Annotated in this window: 21 protein-coding genes, 1 tRNA gene and 2 pseudogenes; 11 read left to right on the plus strand and 13 right to left on the minus strand. The window is 36.4% G+C overall.

The genetic code is table 11. From position 1 onward, the window contains the following. Positions 1-182 (minus strand): helix-turn-helix domain-containing protein (locus tag QNJ66_RS20450; protein WP_300510256.1); only part of this gene is annotated, 182 nt, incomplete at its 3' end. Positions 183-477: 295 nt separating this feature from the next. Here QNJ66_RS20450 and QNJ66_RS20455 point away from each other — a divergent pair. Further along, positions 478-2,172, plus strand: a complete 1,695-nt coding sequence (locus QNJ66_RS20455) for an NAD(P)H-quinone oxidoreductase subunit 4 (protein ID WP_300510284.1) — start codon at positions 478-480, stop codon at positions 2,170-2,172. A 212-nt stretch (positions 2,173-2,384) separates the two neighbouring features. On the opposite strand, the gene QNJ66_RS20460 is transcribed toward QNJ66_RS20455, so the two are convergent. Beyond that, the gene (locus QNJ66_RS20460) at positions 2,385-2,540 is read right to left on the minus strand and encodes a type II toxin-antitoxin system HicA family toxin (RefSeq protein ID WP_300510258.1); all 156 of its coding nucleotides are present in this window, start codon (positions 2,538-2,540) and stop codon (positions 2,385-2,387) included. 197 nt (positions 2,541-2,737) lie between these two features. On the opposite strand from QNJ66_RS20460, the gene QNJ66_RS20465 reads away from it, so the two are divergent. The 6 genes and pseudogenes from QNJ66_RS20465 to QNJ66_RS20490 all read left to right on the plus strand — a co-directional run bounded on the left by QNJ66_RS20465 (position 2,738) and on the right by QNJ66_RS20490 (position 7,767). Beyond that, positions 2,738-5,893: a HEAT repeat domain-containing protein gene (locus tag QNJ66_RS20465; protein ID WP_300510260.1), complete on the plus strand. Its 3,156-nt coding sequence runs from the start codon at positions 2,738-2,740 to the stop codon at positions 5,891-5,893. A gap of 1 nt (position 5,894) precedes the next feature. After that, positions 5,895-6,206 carry a nucleotidyltransferase family protein gene (locus tag QNJ66_RS20470; RefSeq protein ID WP_300510261.1) on the plus strand — a complete coding sequence of 104 codons (312 nt, stop codon included), beginning with the start codon at positions 5,895-5,897 and terminating at the stop codon, positions 6,204-6,206. Continuing rightward, positions 6,187-6,525 (plus strand): DUF86 domain-containing protein, encoded by a 339-nt coding sequence (locus tag QNJ66_RS20475; RefSeq protein WP_300510263.1) that lies wholly within the window; start codon positions 6,187-6,189, stop codon positions 6,523-6,525. Before QNJ66_RS20470 ends, QNJ66_RS20475 begins: the two co-directional genes overlap by 20 nt. A gap of 106 nt (positions 6,526-6,631) precedes the next feature. Continuing rightward, complete coding sequence (locus QNJ66_RS20480; protein ID WP_300510264.1) at positions 6,632-6,841, plus strand: hypothetical protein; 210 nt, start codon at positions 6,632-6,634, stop codon at positions 6,839-6,841. A gap of 167 nt (positions 6,842-7,008) precedes the next feature. Continuing rightward, positions 7,009-7,200, plus strand: a pseudogene (locus QNJ66_RS20485) (DUF4926 domain-containing protein); the annotation flags it as partial. A 3-nt stretch (positions 7,201-7,203) separates the two neighbouring features. After that, entirely contained in the window at positions 7,204-7,767 is a 564-nt protein-coding gene (locus tag QNJ66_RS20490) for a toll/interleukin-1 receptor domain-containing protein (RefSeq protein ID WP_300510285.1), read from the plus strand. A gap of 14 nt (positions 7,768-7,781) precedes the next feature. Here QNJ66_RS20490 and QNJ66_RS20495 read toward each other — a convergent pair whose 3' ends face one another. The 3 genes from QNJ66_RS20495 to QNJ66_RS20505 all read right to left on the minus strand — a co-directional run bounded on the left by QNJ66_RS20495 (position 7,782) and on the right by QNJ66_RS20505 (position 10,063). After that, complete coding sequence (locus QNJ66_RS20495) at positions 7,782-8,231, minus strand: DUF29 domain-containing protein (protein ID WP_300510266.1); 450 nt, start codon at positions 8,229-8,231, stop codon at positions 7,782-7,784. 92 nt (positions 8,232-8,323) lie between these two features. Further along, positions 8,324-8,806 carry a GatB/YqeY domain-containing protein gene (locus QNJ66_RS20500; RefSeq protein ID WP_300510268.1) on the minus strand — a complete coding sequence of 161 codons (483 nt, stop codon included), beginning with the start codon at positions 8,804-8,806 and terminating at the stop codon, positions 8,324-8,326. 75 nt (positions 8,807-8,881) lie between these two features. Next, complete coding sequence (locus QNJ66_RS20505) at positions 8,882-10,063, minus strand: lipid-A-disaccharide synthase-related protein (RefSeq protein ID WP_300510270.1); 1,182 nt, start codon at positions 10,061-10,063, stop codon at positions 8,882-8,884. 174 nt (positions 10,064-10,237) lie between these two features. On the opposite strand from QNJ66_RS20505, the gene QNJ66_RS20510 reads away from it, so the two are divergent. Then, positions 10,238-10,594: an iron-sulfur cluster assembly accessory protein gene (locus QNJ66_RS20510; RefSeq protein ID WP_300510272.1), complete on the plus strand. Its 357-nt coding sequence runs from the start codon at positions 10,238-10,240 to the stop codon at positions 10,592-10,594. Between the two features lie 57 nt (positions 10,595-10,651). On the opposite strand, the pseudogene QNJ66_RS20515 reads toward QNJ66_RS20510, so the two are convergent. Both QNJ66_RS20515 and QNJ66_RS20520 read right to left on the minus strand, forming a co-directional pair. Next, positions 10,652-11,551, minus strand: a pseudogene (locus tag QNJ66_RS20515) (RNA-guided endonuclease TnpB family protein); the annotation flags it as partial. 39 nt (positions 11,552-11,590) lie between these two features. Beyond that, entirely contained in the window at positions 11,591-11,764 is a 174-nt protein-coding gene (locus tag QNJ66_RS20520; protein ID WP_300510274.1) for a hypothetical protein, read from the minus strand. A 64-nt stretch (positions 11,765-11,828) separates the two neighbouring features. On the opposite strand from QNJ66_RS20520, the gene QNJ66_RS20525 reads away from it, so the two are divergent. The 3 genes from QNJ66_RS20525 (at position 11,829) to QNJ66_RS20535 (ending at position 13,192) form a co-directional block, all read left to right on the plus strand. Further along, on the plus strand, positions 11,829-12,251 hold the full coding sequence (locus QNJ66_RS20525) for a hypothetical protein (protein ID WP_300510275.1): 423 nt from the start codon (positions 11,829-11,831) through the stop codon (positions 12,249-12,251). A gap of 5 nt (positions 12,252-12,256) precedes the next feature. Beyond that, a complete protein-coding gene (locus QNJ66_RS20530) occupies positions 12,257-13,132 on the plus strand; it encodes a M48 family metallopeptidase (protein WP_300510276.1) in 876 nt (291 codons plus the stop codon). After that, a tRNA-Leu gene (locus QNJ66_RS20535) sits at positions 13,111-13,192 on the plus strand. The genes QNJ66_RS20530 and QNJ66_RS20535 overlap by 22 nt, the downstream gene beginning before the upstream one ends. 134 nt (positions 13,193-13,326) lie before the next feature. Here QNJ66_RS20535 and QNJ66_RS20540 read toward each other — a convergent pair. From QNJ66_RS20540 to sat, 6 genes are all read right to left on the minus strand, one after another. After that, a complete protein-coding gene (locus QNJ66_RS20540; protein ID WP_300510277.1) occupies positions 13,327-14,304 on the minus strand; it encodes an NAD(P)/FAD-dependent oxidoreductase in 978 nt (325 codons plus the stop codon). Positions 14,305-14,422: 118 nt separating this feature from the next. Further along, on the minus strand, positions 14,423-14,944 hold the full coding sequence (locus QNJ66_RS20545) for a DUF302 domain-containing protein (RefSeq protein ID WP_300510278.1): 522 nt from the start codon (positions 14,942-14,944) through the stop codon (positions 14,423-14,425). Positions 14,945-15,011: 67 nt separating this feature from the next. Continuing rightward, the gene (locus QNJ66_RS20550; RefSeq protein ID WP_300510279.1) at positions 15,012-16,037 is read right to left on the minus strand and encodes a YeiH family protein; all 1,026 of its coding nucleotides are present in this window, start codon (positions 16,035-16,037) and stop codon (positions 15,012-15,014) included. Positions 16,038-16,215: 178 nt separating this feature from the next. Then, complete coding sequence (locus QNJ66_RS20555) at positions 16,216-16,551, minus strand: hypothetical protein (RefSeq protein WP_300510280.1); 336 nt, start codon at positions 16,549-16,551, stop codon at positions 16,216-16,218. Between the two features lie 139 nt (positions 16,552-16,690). Further along, on the minus strand, positions 16,691-17,446 hold the full coding sequence (locus tag QNJ66_RS20560; protein WP_300510282.1) for a phosphoadenylyl-sulfate reductase: 756 nt from the start codon (positions 17,444-17,446) through the stop codon (positions 16,691-16,693). Positions 17,447-17,583: 137 nt separating this feature from the next. Further along, positions 17,584-18,759 (minus strand): sulfate adenylyltransferase, encoded by a 1,176-nt coding sequence (gene sat / locus QNJ66_RS20565; RefSeq protein WP_300510283.1) that lies wholly within the window; start codon positions 18,757-18,759, stop codon positions 17,584-17,586. Between the last annotated feature and the right edge of the window lie 192 nt (positions 18,760-18,951).

The raw sequence follows: 18,951 nt of genomic DNA on the forward strand, positions 1-18,951 counted from the left end.
AAAGAAGTAAGTAATTTAGACCATTCTTTATACCTTAAACTTTTTTTACAATCGGCATAGACATCAGTAGTTAATCGCAAAAAATAGTTATAGACAAACCTTGAGCAACCAAAACATTTAGCTAAGAATTGTTGCTGTTCTTGGTTGGGATATAGGCGAAATTTATATGCTTTATTATCCACGCTCAATACCTCCTTGTTTCACCCTAACATAGATTATCTGTTTTATGAAAAAAAGTTAAGTTTATATGGATGCTATGCAGTTTATATACTGGTCGGGTTTCATACTTACTCCTTAATATAGGTATTTTTGAGAGCATTTTTAGGTAGTGTCTTCACCCGACATTTGTGATAAAACTTTATAGACTTTATCATCATAAATCACTGCTAATAACTTAACTATTAAAAAAATGTAAACTTAACTTGACAAAATGACGTATAATGTTCTCATCCAAGCTTAATAAATTTATTTATGATGATGATAGGAGAACAATTTCCCTGGTTAACTGCGATCATCTCACTCCCTTTAATAGCTTCTTTATTAATCCCCGTCTTACCTGCTAAAGAAGGTAAACAGGTACGGTGGTATGCCATGGGGGTAGCGATCGCAGATTTTATCTTAATGTGTTACGTTTTCGTACAGCATTACGATCCCAGTAATTCAGGGTTTCAATTAGTAGAAAAATACGATTGGTTGCCAATGATAGGACTAAGTTGGTCTGTATCAGTGGATGGCATTTCTATGCCTTTGGTTCTTTTAGCCGGACTGGTGACAACTCTGGCCATGTTTTCCGCTTGGCAAGTGGATCACAAACCTCGGTTGTTTTATGTGCTGATGTTGATGTTGTATGCAGCACAAATCGGGGTTTTTGTAGCTCAAGATATCTTACTCCTCTTCATTATGTGGGAGTTAGAACTGGTTCCGGTTTATCTCCTTATTTCTATTTGGGGAGGAAAGAAACGCCAGTACGCAGCCATGAAGTTCTTGCTATATACAGCGGCTGCCTCTATTTTCATTTTAGTGGCAGCTTTAGCAATGGGATGGTACGGAGGCAATAATGTTACTTTTGATATGGTTGAACTAGGACTGAAAGATTATCCCTTGGGCTTAGAATTATTCCTATATGCAGGATTATTAGTTGCTTTTGGTGTGAAATTAGCTATATTTCCCCTTCATACCTGGTTGCCAGATGCTCACGGAGAAGCCTCTGCCCCTGTTTCCATGATTTTAGCCGGTGTTTTGTTGAAAATGGGAGGCTATGGATTAATACGTCTCAATATGGGACTTTTATCCGATGCTCATGTTTACTTTGCCCCTGTTTTAGCCACACTGGGAGTTGTCAATATTGTCTATGGGGCGTTAACGTCCTTCGGACAAACCAATATGAAACGTCGTTTAGCCTATTCTTCAGTTTCTCACATGGGGTTTGTGCTATTAGGAATTGCTTCCTTTACTGATTTAGGGATGAGTGGAGCCATGTTGCAAATGCTCTCTCATGGTTTAATTGCTGCCCTCTTATTCTTCTTAGCTGGTGTCACCTACGATCGCACCCACACCCTTGCTTTGAACGATATGGGAGATATTGGCGAGAAAATGCCCAAAGTATTCGCTTTATTTACTGCCGGTGCAATGGCATCATTAGCCCTACCTGGAATGAGTGGTTTTGCCAGTGAAATCGCTGTTTTCCTCGGGTTTACCAGTAGCGACATTTACAGTTCGTCTTTCCGTACCGTTACTGTCTTTTTATCTGCTGTCGGGTTGATTCTCACCCCCATTTATTTACTGTCCATGCTAAGACAGTTATTTTATGGGACAGATAAAGTGCCTGTTTGTGTTGTGGGAGATACAGAGAAACGCAAAGATTATCAAGATAACTCCGAAGCGATGTGTTTTGGAACCAACTGTGTATTACCAGGACAAGCTAGATATACCGATGCTAACTCAAGAGAAATCTTTATTGGTCTTTCTTTCTTAGCGTTAATTATTGCCGTTGGTTTATATCCCAAACTAGCCACAGAATTATATGACGTTAAGACCGTTGCTTTAAATACACAAGTTCGTGAATCCTATACTCAAATCTCTCAAACCAATCCTAAAATTTACGCTGAAGGTTTCTTATCTCCTAAAATTACCCCTTCGGAGAGTTCTTCAGTGGTAGCAGTTATCAAGTAAAAGATTTGATAACTTTCTAATAATTATAGCAGTCGCCAAAGCTATTAGGACATTTTTCTGTTCCCTGTTCCCTGTTCCCTGTTCCCTTAAAATATAATTTATGTGTCCTAACTAGCCTGTCTATTGCTATATAATGATTTAGGAGAAAAAAGAGGTTGTCGTGACAGCCTCTTTTTAGTTTGTATTTTATCAATAATTTTAGTTATATAGCACTACACATTTTTGTGTTTAAAATAGATAAAATAATCATAGAAGTATTTAGATAATTCTGAAAGAGGAATATATTGACTAGCTTGTTTTAAAATTGCTCTACAAGCTCCTGTATCTAACTGTTTATGATTAGGGATAGTTAAGGTTTCTTTTATCATCAAAAGTCTAACGGATTTAAACAAGAATTAGATCATCGTCATTGTACCATTTTCGCCACAAAACGATTTTAAATGTAGGGTGGGTTAGACCGCTATAATTTAGATTGTGGCAAGAAAATAAAAATCAGTCGTAACCCACCGTGTGAATGGGATATCATTAAATTATGTTCTTGATTAACTCTTAATTAATTGTGACAGTGGATTTTTCAGCATATTTAGAGTCAATTTGTAATAATACTAAATATACGCAGTGGTGGAAGACTTATACTGTTACTGATGTTGTTGGCAAAGAAATATCTAAACTCAAAAATGATGAAATAATGCGATCGCAGCCTTTTTTGTTAGATTTGGGGTTAATGGTGCAAACTGTTCCTGAAAAGGATGAGAGAGAAAATAGAGAAGAAGAAAAGGAAAAAATAGAAATATTCAGTGTTTTAGAAGGTTTACGGAAATATGCAGCTAATCATGTTCTATTACGAGGAAAACCAGGATCGGGCAAATCCACTGCTTTAATTCGTTTATTGTTGGAAGAGAGTGAGAAGAGGAGAGAGGGAGACGGGGAGACGAGGAGAAGGGGAGAAATTCCTATTTTAGTAGAACTAAGATCCTATAAAACATCAGTTCTGGATTTAATTCAAAATTTTGCAGCACAGAATTATTTATTTGTCAATAACAATGACCTAGAAAATTTCTTAAAAGAGGGTAAATTACTGTTATTGGTGGATGGGGTGAACGAGTTGCCATCCGATGCAGCTTATCGAGATTTACAGCAGTTTGAGCAGCAATATCCACAAACTCCCATGATTTTCACCACGAGAGAGTTGGGGTTACGGGGTGATTTGAAAATTGAGAAAAAGCTGACTATGGAACCGTTAACGGAACCTCAGATGCAGCAGTTTGTTAGGGGTTATTTACCGGAAGAACAAGCTGAGGAAATGTTAAAGCAGTTGGGAGGAAGGATAAAAGAGTTAGGGGAAACTCCTTTGCTGTTATGGATGTTATGTTCTGTATTTGTGCAGAATAAGCAGGAAATTCCTGATAATTTAGGAGGTGTATTTCGGGCGTTTACAAGCATTTATGATCAGAAATTGAAAGCAGATGTAACAACACAGAGTAATTCTCGTATTTTATGGTCAGATTCCTTGAAATATCTGGCGTTTGAGATGACAAAACGTAAGAATGAACCGGCTATTAGTGCCACAGAAGCAGAAAGCATTTTAGGGGAATTTTTGGCAGAAGCAGGGGAAAATGACTATTCTTTGCGCCGTTGTCGTCTTTGGTTACAAGATTTATTTAATTATCATCTTTTACAACGACGAGGACAGGATGAAATTGAATTTCGTCATCAGTTAATCCAGGAATATTATACTGCGGAAACCCTAGTGCTAGAGTTTGACAAGCTAACGGATGAACAGTTGCAGTGGGACTATCTTAATTATCTGAAATGGACGGAACCGATGGCAGTGGTTGCAGGGTTATTGAGGGAGGAAAAGCAAGCAGTTAGGATGGTTAAGTTGGGGTTAGCAGTGGATTTAAAGTTAGGTGCGAGGTTAGCAGGGGAGGTAAATTATACTTTTCAGGGTGAGACGGTTGATTTAGTTAAAAAGTTAGATATTCCAGTGTTATATAAAGTGGAGTTGTTGGGGAGAACGAAGTCTGAGGAAGCCATATCTGAGTTAGAAAAGGCTTTAAATCACTCTGATAGTTCGGTTCGTAGGAAAGCTGTGGAAGCATTGGGAAAAATTGGTTCAGACAAAGCTGTTGCCAGCTTAGAAACTGCTTTAAGTCACTCTGATAGCTATGTTCATAGGAAGGTAACAGAAGCATTGGGAAAAATTGGTTCAGATAAAGCTTTTGAGAGCTTACAGAAGGCTTTAAATCACTCTGATAAGTGGGTTCGTAGCAGTGCTGCACAAGCATTGGGGAACATTGGTTTAGACAAAGCTATTGAAAGCTTAGAAAAGGCTTTAAATGACTCTGATGAGTGTGTTCGTGGGAAATCAGCACGAGCATTGGGACAAATTGGTTCAAATAAAGCCATTGAGAGTTTAGAAAAAGCTTTAAATGACTCTGATGGGTATGTTATTGAGAATGCCTCGTTCGCATTAGGAAAAATCGCTTCAGATCAAGCGATTGAGACCTTAGAAAAGGCTTTAAATCAGTCTGATAAGTGGGTTCGTAGGAAGGCAGCAGCAGCATTGGGACAAATTAGTTCAGATAAAGTCATTGGGAGCTTAGAAAAGGCTTTAAATGATTCTGATAAGTTGGTTCATTATGAAGTAGTGGAAGCATTGGGGAATACTGGTTTAGACAAAGCCATTGAGAGCTTAGAAAAATCTTTACATGATTCTGACGAGTTGGTTCGTAGGAAATCAACAGAAGCATTGGGGAGGATTGCTTCAAATAAAGCCGTTGAGAGCTTAGAAAAGGCCTTAAATAACTCTTATGATGATGTTCGCAGGAAAGCAGCAGAAGCATTGCAGCAGATTATCATTGAGAGCTTAGAAAAAGCTTTAAATGACTCTGATATGTTTATTCTTAAGAAGGCAGTAGAAGCGTTGGGGGGGATTGGTTCAGATCAAGTCAGTGATAGCTTACTTAAAGTCATTAATAGCTTACTTAAGGCTTTAGATCACTCTGATAAGGATATTCGTTGCTTTGCAGCATCAGTGTTTAGGGAGATTGATTTAGACAAAATCTCCAAGAGTTTATTAGAAAAGATGCTAAATCCCTTTCGTAGATATATTACTTTGACTCCAAGATTAAAATTAAGGAAAATTAGTTCAGATAAAGTTATTGATAGATTAGAAGATGTTTTAAATGACTCTAATCCTATGATTCGTTGTGATGCAGCATACGCATTAGGGGAGATTGGTTCAGACAAAACAATTGAGGTTTTATCTATTTTCTTATTAAAGAGTGATTGGCAATATTACAATGAGAGTTTTTCTAGAATCCTTCAAGCCTTAGAAATCATCCAAGATAAATCTAAAATCTATCAAAACTTTTGCTTACCCTTCCTAAAAATACCTCAAAATTCCTTTATTTCTGATACAAAGCTAACAGAATATTGCTTAAAATATAGACAACATCATGATAAATCAAGACAAATTACTCAAGCAGGATTTAGTCTATCTAATCCCCAACAACTCAAACAAGCTATTCAGCAACTAATTACCGAGAATATCGTCAGTCAACATCAGGAAAATGATTATGGAATCTTGTACCAGGTTAAAGGAGAATTAAACAGTATTAATGATGAAAAACTAGAAATGATTACCGTTTGGTTAAAACGAAAAGTCGATCAGAAGATTCAATTTATTAGTTTAAAAATTATCTCAGATTATGACTAAAATGAAAGTTAACACAAAACAAGATATCATCACCTTAATTCAACAAAATCAAGAACACTTTAAAAAATTTGGAGTGTCCCGTTTAGGGTTGTTTGGTTCATTTATCAAAGCGAAAGTTAATCAAGATAGTGATGTCGATGTCTTAGTAACTTTTCACCCTCATTTAAAAACCTTCGATAACTTTATGAGTTTATCAATTTTTCTTGAAGATTTATTAGAACGAAAAGTTGATTTAATTACCCCTGAATCATTAAGTCCTTATCTTGGTAAAGAAATATTAAAAGAGGTTGAATATGTCCCCATCTTCCAGTAATTATTTAAGACATATTCTTGATGAAACTAATTATTTAATTACAACCTCTCAAGGTTTAAATAAGGAAGATTTTATCAATGATCAAACCTTAAAACGAGCTTGGGTTAGAAGTCTTGAAATTATTGGAGAAGCTGTCAAACAATTACCCCATAAATTGCGGACTGATTATCCAGAAATTGAATGGAGAAAAATCGCAGGAATGCGAGATAAATTAATCCATAATTATTTCGGTGTTGATTATGACATTGTTTGGGATGCTGTTATTAATGAAATTCCTAAACTTAAGCACAAAATTATTCAAATTTTAGAGGAAAATTAAACAGTCTTAATGATGAAAAAATAGAAATGATTACCGTTTGGTTAAAACGAAAAATCCACCAGAAAATTCAATTTATTAGTTTGCAAATTATCTAAAAGTAACAGTCATGAAAACTAACACAACCAACATCAATCAAAATACGGTTAACACTATCATTCCTTCCTTACAAGAAATTGCTAAACTATCTCTAGAAGAAAGACATAAACTATTGTCACCAATAATACAAGAAATTGCTAAAGATATTAACAATGATCCCGAATTAAATTTATTTTCTCAGCTAGATGGAGAAGGATTGGAAGATAATAAAGATTTATAAATAAACTAGGTGTAATTTCAGATGAAATTATGGAACAATTACTTTTAGCTTTAATCATTAGTGTAGATTATTCATTAGAATGATTTTTTCTATCTTTCTTAATATGCAATATTTCTGATTAATAACTCTAACAAAATTCATTTCTTAAATAGTGATTTTATCTAATTATGACTACTTTATATCAACCAGTTTTTTTAACTAAAGATGTCCCAGAATATGATCTAAAAAAAGGTGATACTGCTATATTAGTAGATATTGTTCCCCATCCCCACCAAGGAGAAGAGGGTTATGTATTAGAAATTTGTGAGGATAAAAGTAACTCAATTAATATTGTTATTGTTCCTAAATCTACTGTTAAAATGATGACTAACACAGAAATTTTTATTTCCTATGCTTGGGGAGGAGACAGCGAAACCCTAACCAATGAACTTGATAACGCATTTCAAGCAAAAGGAATCACCATTATTCGTGATAAACGAGACTTAGGTTATAAAGGATTAATCAAAGAATTTATGCAGGATATTGGACAGGGAAAATGTATTATTGTTGTCCTCAGCGATAAATATCTAAAATCTAAAAATTGTATGTTTGAGTTAATAGAAATTGCAAAAAATGGTAACTTTTATGATCGAATTTTTCCTATTGTATTAAAGGATGCTAAAATCTATGATGATTTAGAACGCTTAGACTATTTACAACACTGGGAACAAGAAAAAGCTAAATTACAAGAAAAATATAAAACAATTGATTTAGCTAATAGTTCAAAGATTATGGAAAGTCTAAATTTATATGATGAAATTAGACGTAATATTGATAATTTAACCGACACCTTAAAAAACATGAATACTTTAACTCATGAAATGCACAAAAAATCAGATTTTGAGGAAATTATTACCGCAGTTGAAACCAGATTAAAAGAAGACTAATTAACTTAAAACATCTATTCTGGAAACCAATCTTTTTGTAATAATTCTTCTAAAGAATAAGGACATTTATCAGGTAAATTTGTTAACTGTGCTTTTTTAGTAACAATTAAACAAGAATTTTTATAAATTTTATCTAATTCACTTCTTAAATAATTTCTAAGATTAGTTGTTAATCTATCTTCTAATTGAACCCGAAAAGTTATAATTTCTGCTGACCAATGGTTAGAGTTTCTTTCCTTTTCTTCTCTCCAAAAGTTGAGCAATAAAAGATGAATAATTACTTGTAAAAGTAAACTTTTTACGGCATTTTTTTCAGAACGTCCCAATGCTTCTAATTCCTCAATTAAATTATCATAATCTAATTGGTCTAATTGACGATTTTTTAAAATTTTTACTGTTTCCTCCAACCATTGATCATATTCCTTTTCGTAGAGTGTGTTTAAGTCAAGAGTTTCTATTTTCATCTCTAGTATTCTCTTTAAAAAATAATAGATTGAGTAATGAATAATTTAAGGATTATTCATTATTAATTGTTGATATTTTGATATAAAATCAGTTAGCCTAGTTTAGCTTTAACTATTTCTTGAACTTGTTTTCCATCAGCTTTCCCTTTAAGTTCTTTCATAGCTGGCCCCATAACTTTACCCATATCTTTGGGGGAACTTGCGCCAACAGAAGCTATAATTTTATCGATAACTGCTTCTATTTCTTCAAAAGAAAGTTGAGCCGGTAAATAGGTTTCTATAATAGCTAATTCTTGAGCTTCTTTATCAGCTAAATCATCTCTACCACCTTGACGATATTGTTCAATAGAATCTCTCCGTTGTTTAGCTTGTTGCGCTAATAACTCTAATTCTTGTTCAGGAGTTAATTCATCTTGTCCTTTGGGACGCACTTCTGTTTCTTTTTCTATAATCACTTTTTTGATACTTCTAACTGTTTCTAGACGAACTTTATCTCTAGCTTTCATAGCTGTTTTAATATCTTCGCTGATACGTTCTTTTAAGGTTCCTGTTGTTGGTTTAGATGTGTCGCTCATGGTTTCAATTATTAGTAAAAATTAAACACTTATTCTATATTATAACAGTTTGCACTTTAAAACTAGGAAAAATGTTTAAAGCAAGTTTGCGATCGCCTGAGCAATGTTGAGAGATCCTCCTGGTTTCCCGACTCTTTCTTGTCCATTTTTTCGACAGTTTTCTAAATAATCTTTATCTTGTAAAATAGTTTGAATTGTTTTTGCTGCTTCAACAAAAATATGGGGATTTTTATAACTGTTTCCGATAGTTTTAACCGATATTCCTAATAATCTCATTTGTGCTTCGGCAAAAGGGTATGTAAACTGGGGACCTTTTCCTGGTAATTGAATAACTGGTTTACCTAAACCTACTACTTGTTCTACAGCAGTTCCTGCCATTCCCAAGGCTAGATCACAATGATTTATAATATCAGAAAATGCTTGATAATAACATTCAACTCTAATGATATTTTTTTCTTGTTTTTTGATTAATATTCCAGTAGATTGATATTGCCATCCTAAATTTTTAGCTAAATTTTCTAAGTCCTTTTCTTGTATCGCTTTAACTAAAGCCACCCGAAATTGTACTTTTTCTAAACTAGCTAGAGATTCACACACTTTTAACAATAATTCTACATTATTAAGTGCTTCAGGGAGACGACTTCCAGGTAATAAAGCAATGGTGGGAATATTATCATTAAGATGTAAATCTTTTCCCGTTGGGGTTAAAATATCCATGATAGGATATCCCGAAAAATTAGCTTGTTTAAATCCTTGTTGCTGTAAATCTTCTGCCGTGAAAGAATCTCTTGTAAAAATAGCTAAACAACGAGGCGATCGCAAACACCAACGGGTTAACCAAGGTAGATTTAATTTCCCTTCATAATAACTAGAAGTAGAAACCAAAAAAGCCACAAAAGGACGATTAGTTATATAAGCCATAGTAACAGGAAAAATGTCACCAACAGCAACAATTAAATGATACTGAGAACAGTATTTAAGCAAAGTACGAATTTGATATAGAGTTAAACCAATCAATCCCGCACTAACATCCTTTAATAAAGTCAGGATATTCATATAAAAAATACCACCAGAAGGTAAACTTTTTGGCTGACCAATCAAAGGTAAATTAAGAGAACGGTAAGCACTTCCTTCTCCCACTAAAGGCATTCCTGTAATCTTTATATTAGCGTCAATTTTTGACAATTCTTGGAGAATTAAACTAGCATTTAAGTCCTCTCCATGGCCGTTACTCATAAATAAAATTTCTTTGTTCATTTAATTCCTAATTAAATAGATGTTCTTCCAATTTGACTAAAAGGTAATTCTATGGTAAGTATAGATAAGAATATAAAGTAATAATTCTTTAAATAAAACGTTAATAATCCTAAAGTTATTCTAGAATAGAAAAAGTTTGAAAATCATTCTAGCCCTCAGGAGTCACCATAACCGATGACACAAGCCACTCAAACCCCCACAAAAGGAATTCAACTCACCGAAACAGCCCTTAAGCAAGTTCTAATGTTACGGGAACAAGAAGGAAAAGACCTCTGTTTGCGTGTTGGGGTTCGTCAGGGAGGATGTTCCGGAATGTCCTATATGATGGACTTTGAAGACGTTAGCAATATTGGAGAAGAAGATGAAGCCTATGATTATGATGGCTTCAAAATTGTTTGCGATCGCAAAAGTCTTCTCTATCTCTACGGCCTCGTCCTAGATTATAGTACCGCCATGATCGGCGGTGGTTTTGAGTTTACTAACCCCAACGCTAACCAAACTTGTGGCTGCGGTAAGTCCTTTGGTGTTTAAAAAATATATTGTATTGTGAACTACCACACGCTGACGCAAGCGTACAGCGTGGGCTTCCTACCCAGAGACAAGCGCAGTAGTAGATTTCTTGCGTCCTCTATTACTGCGGCTTACAGTCTGGCGATAGGCTTCTTGGCGCAGTCGCTCATGGGGGAAACCCCCAAGACCGCGCTGCACCGCTTTATCCCGTGTCCCACAGGTCAAATGTCGTAGTCCCTCTTCTCTGATGTTGATTGCTGCGTTAATATCTCTGTCGTGTTTTGTATGGCAGTTGTTACAAGTCCATTCTCTGACATCTAGGGGTAAACTACCCACTTGATTTAAGCAAACATGACAAGTCTTTGATGAAGGGAAAAACCTATCAACCTCAAGATATGTTTTACCATCTTGTTCTGCTTTGTACTTAAGCATGGTCATAAACATTCCCCATCCCACTTGTCCTATAGCTTTAGCTAGACAATGGTTTTTCATCATACCTTTAACGTTAAGGTTCTCTGTCACAATGACTTGGTTTTCGTCAACTAATCTACGACTTAGTTTGTGCAGGAAATACTCACGACAGTTAGTTATTTTACGGTGAACTCTAGCTACCTTCTTTCTAGCTTTATTACGGTTATTAGAACCCTTCCGCTTTCTAGATAGTTGTTTCTGTTTCCGTTTTAAGTTTTTTTCATGTTTAGTTAAAAATCTTGGATTATCAAATTTAGAACCATCACTGGTAATAGCGAAATGAGTTAACCCAACATCAATGCCGACTGCTTTTCCTTGTGTTGATGCTTCTGGCTTTTCTTGACCATCATCAAACAAAACAGAAGCAAAATATTGGTCACAGCAGTTTTTGCTTATAGTTACAGTTTTAATTTTCCCCTCAATAGTCCTATGGATAATTGCTTTGACATCTCCAATCTTAGGGATTTTTAAGTAGTTATCAATGTTAGTCCCCTGACTCGCTATGTTAAAAGCTTCTTGAAACGAATAAATGTCTTCGCTGTGAAGCTAATCTGAAGTAAGCTTTTTTGGGACAAAGGCAGTAACAGCAAAATCTGTGGCACCTACAATTGAGCCTCTGTTTTTACTGGTTACACCTATAGCTGAGAATTTTGCCCCTTCATTTGTCAAAATTTTTACAGCCAACTCTTCTACTGTTTGTAATGCTTTCTCAAACTTCATTCCTTATGTCCCTGTAAAACAGTACAATGATGTTTATTCTCTGTCATTCTTTGGGAAAAGTCAAATGACCGAAACTGTTGAAAACGCCTTTGAACAAGGGTTAGAACGTTATAAAGATGGGGAATCTATTGATACCTTGATCCCTCATTTTAAAGACATCTGCGATCGCGCGCCAAAAAATCCCACCGCTTGGGCCTGTTTAGCTTGGTTATACCTCTTAGCAGATAAACCAGAGTCAGCCCTCAAAGCAGCCAAAAAAAGCGTTAAAATCGATAGTAGACCGCCCCAAGCCCGAATTAACCTGGCTTTAGCCATGTTAGACACCGGCGCAAAAGGAGTGCGGGATCACATCGAAGCGGCCGAACAAATAATCTCCTTAGATGAAGATATTCGTAACGATATCATGGAAAACATCGAAGACGGATTAAGCCGTAAACCAGACTGGAAAAGTCTGCAGCGTGTGAAAAAATGGTTGATATCCCCTTAATAACAATGCAATTCACAAAAACCCAGTTAATAGGCTTAAAAGCAGACGATTTTCGTCATCCTTTAGATTTAGAAGCCACTACCACTTTAAAACAACTCCCTGGCTTAGATATGATTGTGAGGAGTTTACTGGGTTCGGTGGCGGAACAGTTTTTCTATCTCAATAACATTGCTTCCTCGGTGTTAGTCAGTGAAAAACAATTACCCCATCTTCATGAATCTTTAGTAGAAGCTTGTCGCATTCTCGATCTCGAACCCCCACAACTCTATTTACAACAAAACCCCGTACCCAACGCTTATACCTTCGCTATGCAAGGGAAAAAACCATTTATGGTGTTGCATACCTCTTTGGTGGAAATGTTGACCCCAGAGGAAATACAAGGGGTGATGGCCCATGAGTTAGGACACCTCAAATGTGAACACGGGGTTTACCTAACTTTGGCCAATATTATGGTTTTGGGTGCCAGTTTATTGCCCAACTGGGGGGCAGCCCTCGCTCAATCTTTACAGGCACAAATGTTACAATGGGTGCGTTGTGCTGAATTTAGCTGCGATCGCGCGGCTTTATTGGTGGCACAAGATCCCAAAGTTGTCATGTCTATTTTAATGAAATTAGCTGGCGGTTCTCCCACCATTGCCCCTCAGTTGAACCTAGAGGCATTTATCGAACAGGCGAGGGATTATGAAGCCATTAGCAACACTGCTTTAGGAGAAATGTTAAAACAGGCGCAAACGGAACAACTCACCCATCCTGTGCCTGTTTTACGGGCTAAGGAGATTGATCGCTGGTCCAGTTCCCAAGATTATCACCACTTGTTAGAAACGGGCAAAACAGAGTATAATCAAAAAGCTACAACAAAGGGCGGATGGCGAAATTGGTAGACGCACCACACTCAAAATGTGGCGGCTTCGGTCATGGGGGTTCGAGTCCCCCTCTGCCCATTGACTCGTCTTACAAAATATTAACTACTAAACCTCGTTTTCAAACATTTGAATAAAATCGTTTCGCGCAGTCCCCATCTAAAATCTTTGATTTAGTCGTTATGGGTAAGTCTAAAACCAAATTAGAAGAAATATCAGTTAAAGATCATGGACTGATTTTTTCGGGTGCGAATCTCTTGCCAGATTCCTGATGCGGCTAAGGCCCCATCAGCAGCAGCAATGACAACTTGGTTTAGTCCTACTTTTAAGTCCCCAATAGCAAAAATGCGTGGGTGAGAGGTGCGACACATTCTATCGGTGACTAAATTTTCCCCTTGACGTTGGAGATCGATACCAGAGAGATAACCACTATGATATTGTGAACCCATAGAAATTAATCCCGCATCCAAATTAATTACAGAACCATTCATCAGTTGTACCCCTGTCATTTGATGATTTTCACCCAAAAATTGTTCAATGGGTTCTTCTACCAACTCATAACCATGATCTTCTAATCTTTCACGGAATTGTAAGCTAACATCAAACATATCTTGGGTAAAAAGGGTGATATGGGGGGTAAACCAACCTAAACTAAAGGCGACTTCTAAACTGCGTTGGTTTTTGCCAAAGATACCAACTTTTTTATCTACCATTTCATAGCCATCGCAGATTAAACAAACGTGCAAGTTGTATCCTGCATATTCATAGACATTTTGCATATCATCCAAGAAAGGTAGGTTATCAATAATACCACTAGCTGCAATAATATATTTGCTACGAAATTCTGCATAAATGCTGTCATTGCGTCCCACTTTAACACGAATAAGAAAAGTATCTCCCTCATCAATTACTTCTTCGACATAACCATTTAATAAGTCTCCTCCTAAGGATAAATAATGGTCTTTCCCTTGTTTTAATAAGTTGCGGCCAGGGGTATCTGGTGGCAAACCCAGATAGTTGTGAAGTTCTTGCATCCAAAAAGAACGAGCTTTACCTTTATCAATAATTAAACTTGATAAAAGATAACGTTGTAAATAGATTCCGGCTGATAGTCCACCAGCACCACCACCAATGACAATGGTATCGTACACTTTTTCGGTGTTTTCCTGAAGTTTTTGTTTTGATAATTGCATAGTTTCCTCTCAAAAGTTGTGTAATCTAATCTGTTGCAAGGGTTAATCAATAGGATTAAAAAATCCTAATTTCTCACAGAAAAAATCTGAATAAGACTTGGTAGTTAACAACGGTATCTTATTGAGTTACTTCTTGACTTAGTAGAGTCAAAGTATTGTTTAATTTTTCTAGAGATTGTTCTCCACAACCAGTGATTTGATGAGATTCTGATAAATACTTTGGACTGTTATAACCAAGCCAAACTTGTCCTTGTTGATCTTCCCAAATCAGTGCTTTTTGAGGTAAATCAATGGCTAAGGTTTGATTACACTGCATTAAAGGGGTTCCAACAGCAGGATTGCCAAATATAATTAATTGGGTAGGACGTAATTGTTGATTAACGGATTTTGCCCCGGCTTTATGGTCAACTTTAGCAATGATTTTTAAGCCTTTTTCTCTAGCAATAGATTCAAACCTTTGGGCTGTTTCTGAGACATTGTAGGTACTTTTTACCTTAGTAATACCATCTCTATGGACTGTTCTCTCAGTTCTTAAATTACTATCTTGGGCATTTTGCGCATTTTCTCTTAGTCCTTTAGTTGCATAAGCTGGAAGGACAAATAAACTTAATACAGAAAGGGTTAAGAAGACTTTTTTCATGATGATTGTGCTGTTAATGAAGTGAGAAGTAGAGTTAAGATTATATTAGATAGACTTGATGATTTTTTTAGTAAAAAATCTTGATCAATCCTAAACTAAATATAGAGACAAATAACCAGGAGGCTGCCCCTAAATAAAAAGGTTTAATTCCAGTTTTCTTGATATCAAATAAACTGGTTTTTAAACCCATTCCAGCCATAGAAATAGCCAGTAAAAAGTGGTTGAATGTGACCACTGAGTTTTTCAGATTTTCAGGAAAAATATTGAGGCTATTTAACAACATTAAAGCAATAAATACTAAAACAAACCAAGGAATTGGCAGTTTTTTTAACTCATTATTTGCTGTTTTTTTGTTTGAAAATAATCCTAAAATTAATACAATTGGAACTAAGAAGATTACTCTGGATAATTTAGTAATAGTTCCCAATTCACCGCTCATTTCTCCTCCTTGGAAAGCAGCAGCAATAACTTGAGCCGTTTCATGAATAGAAACACCGCACCAAATACCAAATTCTTGAGATGTGACTTGAAAAAGAACAGAAAATAGAGGATAAAGTAACATAGATAATGTTCCAAAAATGGTTACAATTGCCACTGCATAAGCCACTTCTTCATCCTTACTTTCTACCACCCCATTAGTAGCAACAATGGCAGAAGCACCACAAATTGAAGTTCCTGCAGCGATTAATTTGGTCAGTTTTTGATTGACTCCTAATTGTTTTCCTAACCAACAAGTAAATATGAAGGTACTGACTAAAGTAAGGAAGACAATTATTAAGCCATTCGGACCAACTTCAATGACTTGAGGTAAACTTAATCTCAATCCTAATAAAATAATTGAAAGTCGTAGAATACGTTTGAGAGAAAAGGTTATTCCCGGCTGATAAATTTTGGGAATTCCTATGCTATTTTTAACTATAATTCCTAAAATAATTGCCAGAATTAATGAACTTAAAAGGGAGAGTGAAGGGAGTTTATGTAGGGATTCTGCTAGGAGTGCTAAACCAGATGTTAATAATAAACCAGGTAATATGTCATGAAGTCGAGGGATACTGAAAACTTTTACGTTGACTTTTTGAGGGGAATTTGTCATGACTTTTCTCGAAATTAGATTTCATTAATAATGTAGATTTTAGAGTTAAGAATGTATAGCAGGAGGCAGGAGGGAAAAACCTTGCTACTATTAGGTTTTAGTTTGAAAAAATGTCCTAATTGCCCTGACGATTTCTATAACATCAGTTTTACATTCTTTATTGTGTTTAGAAAATGGATTAAATGTAATCTAAGTCAGGATTTTGTGCCATAATCTCAGACAATTCATCTTCCTCTGAAATAGACATATTAAAAACATCTTTGAGAAAGCGATGATAAGCTTTATAAACCTTGGTTAAACCTTCCTCATTTTTAACAATAAAAAATGGAGCCGATTCAACCTGATATTGATTAGCTAAAGCAAAACCTTCACTGGATGGTTGACGTTGATCTGCTGCAATGATTTCATCGATTTTATCAAGTAATCCTAATTCTTGAAGCTCATTCAAAACCTTGGCAGATTTTCGACAATTATTACCATCTAATTTGATTTTTTTTATGAGTTGAATGTGCATTTTTTTGATCCTTAATGATGAGAGATTAACCTATTTTTTCAGTAACGTTGGGGAAGAAGTTAGGAAAAAGCATTATGTAATAATTAATTCCGAACTCCTAACTCCGAACTCCGAACTCCTAACTCCTAACTCCTAATTCCTAATTGTTGTTAGAAATTAAATTAATTTCGTGGAAACCACATTCTTTATCAGCAGCATTTTCCCACCACCAACGACCAAGACGTTCATGTTGGTTAGGTAAAACAGCGCGGGTACAAGGTTGACAACCGATACTGATGAACCCTTGATTATGTAACTTGTTATAAGGAACCTCATTTGCATGGATATATTGCCATACCTGCGCTGATGTCCAGTTAGCTAAAGGATTAAACTTAATTAAATTGCGATCGCCACTAGAAAAAGCACTATCAATTTGAATCACAGGAACAGTTGCACGAGTAGCAGGGTTTTGATCTTTGCGTTGTCCGGTAATCCAAGCATCAACCGTTGCCAATTTGCGACGTAAGGGTCTAACTTTACGAATACCACAGCATTCTTTATGACCATCTTTATAGAAGCTAAACAGTCCCTTTTCTTTGACTAATGCTTCAACTTCGCCTGCATCAGGGGAAATAACATCAATTTTCACTCGATATTGTTTCCGAACTTTATCAATAAATTGATAGGTTTCAGGATGCAAACGACCAGTATCAATGGAGAAGACTTGGATATTTCGTGTGATTTTGGCGGCCATATCAATCAAAACTACATCTTCTGCACCACTAAAAGAAATAGTAATGTTGTCGAACTGTTTAAGGGCAAATGCAAGGATATCTTGGGGTCTTTTGTGTGCATATTCAGCTTCGAGTTTAGCAATGTCAGCTTGGGTGAAGGTAATATCTTTGATTAAAGTCATGATTGTCTCCAAATATTTTTGCGTTGATTGTGGATAATAAGGTTGTGATTTGTTTGGGGTGTAGAGAGAATGTAGAATTTAGAATTTTTGTGTTTCTTAATTCCCTCTCTTTACACCTTTTCTTGATAGAGAGAAAACTAAACAGTGGCTAACTTCATAGAAGAAACCAAAATTTCTGCCACTTCGGGACGAGAAAACTCTGGGGGTGGAGTTTGACCATTTCTCAGCATTTGTCGTACTTTTGTCCCAGAAAGGTGTATGCGTTCCTCTTTGCTACTAGGACTGGTTTTAGCAGTGGCCATGGACTGATTACGAGTGCAATAAAAAGCGTGTTCAAATTTCAAAGGAGTAATCTTTAATTCATCTTCGGAGAATTCATCAAAGATGTATTGTGCATCGTAGGTTCCATAATAGTCACCCACACCAGCATGATCCCGTCCAATGATAAAGTGGGTACAGCCATAATTTTGACGGGCGATCGCGTGCATGATTGCTTCACGAGGTCCTGCATAACGCATTGCCGCCGGAAAAACACCCAGACAGACACGGTTTTGAGGATAATATCGTTCCATAAGAACCTGATAACATTGCATCCGTACGTTCGCTGGAATATCATCAGATTTTGTTTGCCCCACCAAAGGATTGATAAATAGTCCATCTACCACTTCTAGAGCGATTTTGGTAATATACTCATGAGCGCGGTGGATGGGGTTGCGGGTTTGAAAGGCAACTACTGTATTCCATTCCCGTCTGGCAAACTCAACTCTGGTATCTTCTGGAGTTAAACGATGATTAAGAAAATCCGTTTGAGGGATGGGATTAACCATTTTCACCGGACCACCAAGGTAAACTTCACCTTCTTTAACCATGGCCTGAACCCCAGGATGAGCATCTTCTGTAGTTCCATAAACCATCTTAGCTTCTAATGCTTGGTCGGGTTTAAACTTACTGGTAACTGTCATCACTGCTAGAATCTCACCATTGGGATGAACTAGAGCAATTTCAGAATCTAAGGGATATTGGTTTGCATAATCTTCAGATACTTGCAAAGTAACCGGAATACTCCAAGCGAGACCATTATTCAAACGCATATCTTTGACAATGGAATAATATTCCGTCTCATCAACAAACCCGTCTAGGGGACTATAAACCCCTGTGGCAATACATTCGAGGTCAGCTATATTACGTGGCGAAAGCATCAGATGAGGCAGTTTAGAGGCTTTATTGAGAGCGTTTTCTCGGTCTTTCCCCTGTAAATAACAGTCAATTAGTTGACCACCGTGGGGTTGAATTAAAATGTTGATTTGAGACATAATTTGTATCCTAATTGTGTGTTTATCAGCGTGTAACCTGGTAATTGGGGCATAGTTTAGGCAGAATGATCAGGAGGAGAACGCCCTCTTATAGAGATTTTCAGTTGAGTGGCAATTATTTCTAGTTGGGGGTGATGGGGTGACGGGGTGACGGGGTGACGGGGTGACGGGGTGACGGGGTGACGGGGTGAC

It is taken from the genome of Crocosphaera sp. (assembly GCF_030064895.1).
Taxonomy (GTDB): Bacteria; Cyanobacteriota; Cyanobacteriia; order Cyanobacteriales; family Microcystaceae; genus Crocosphaera.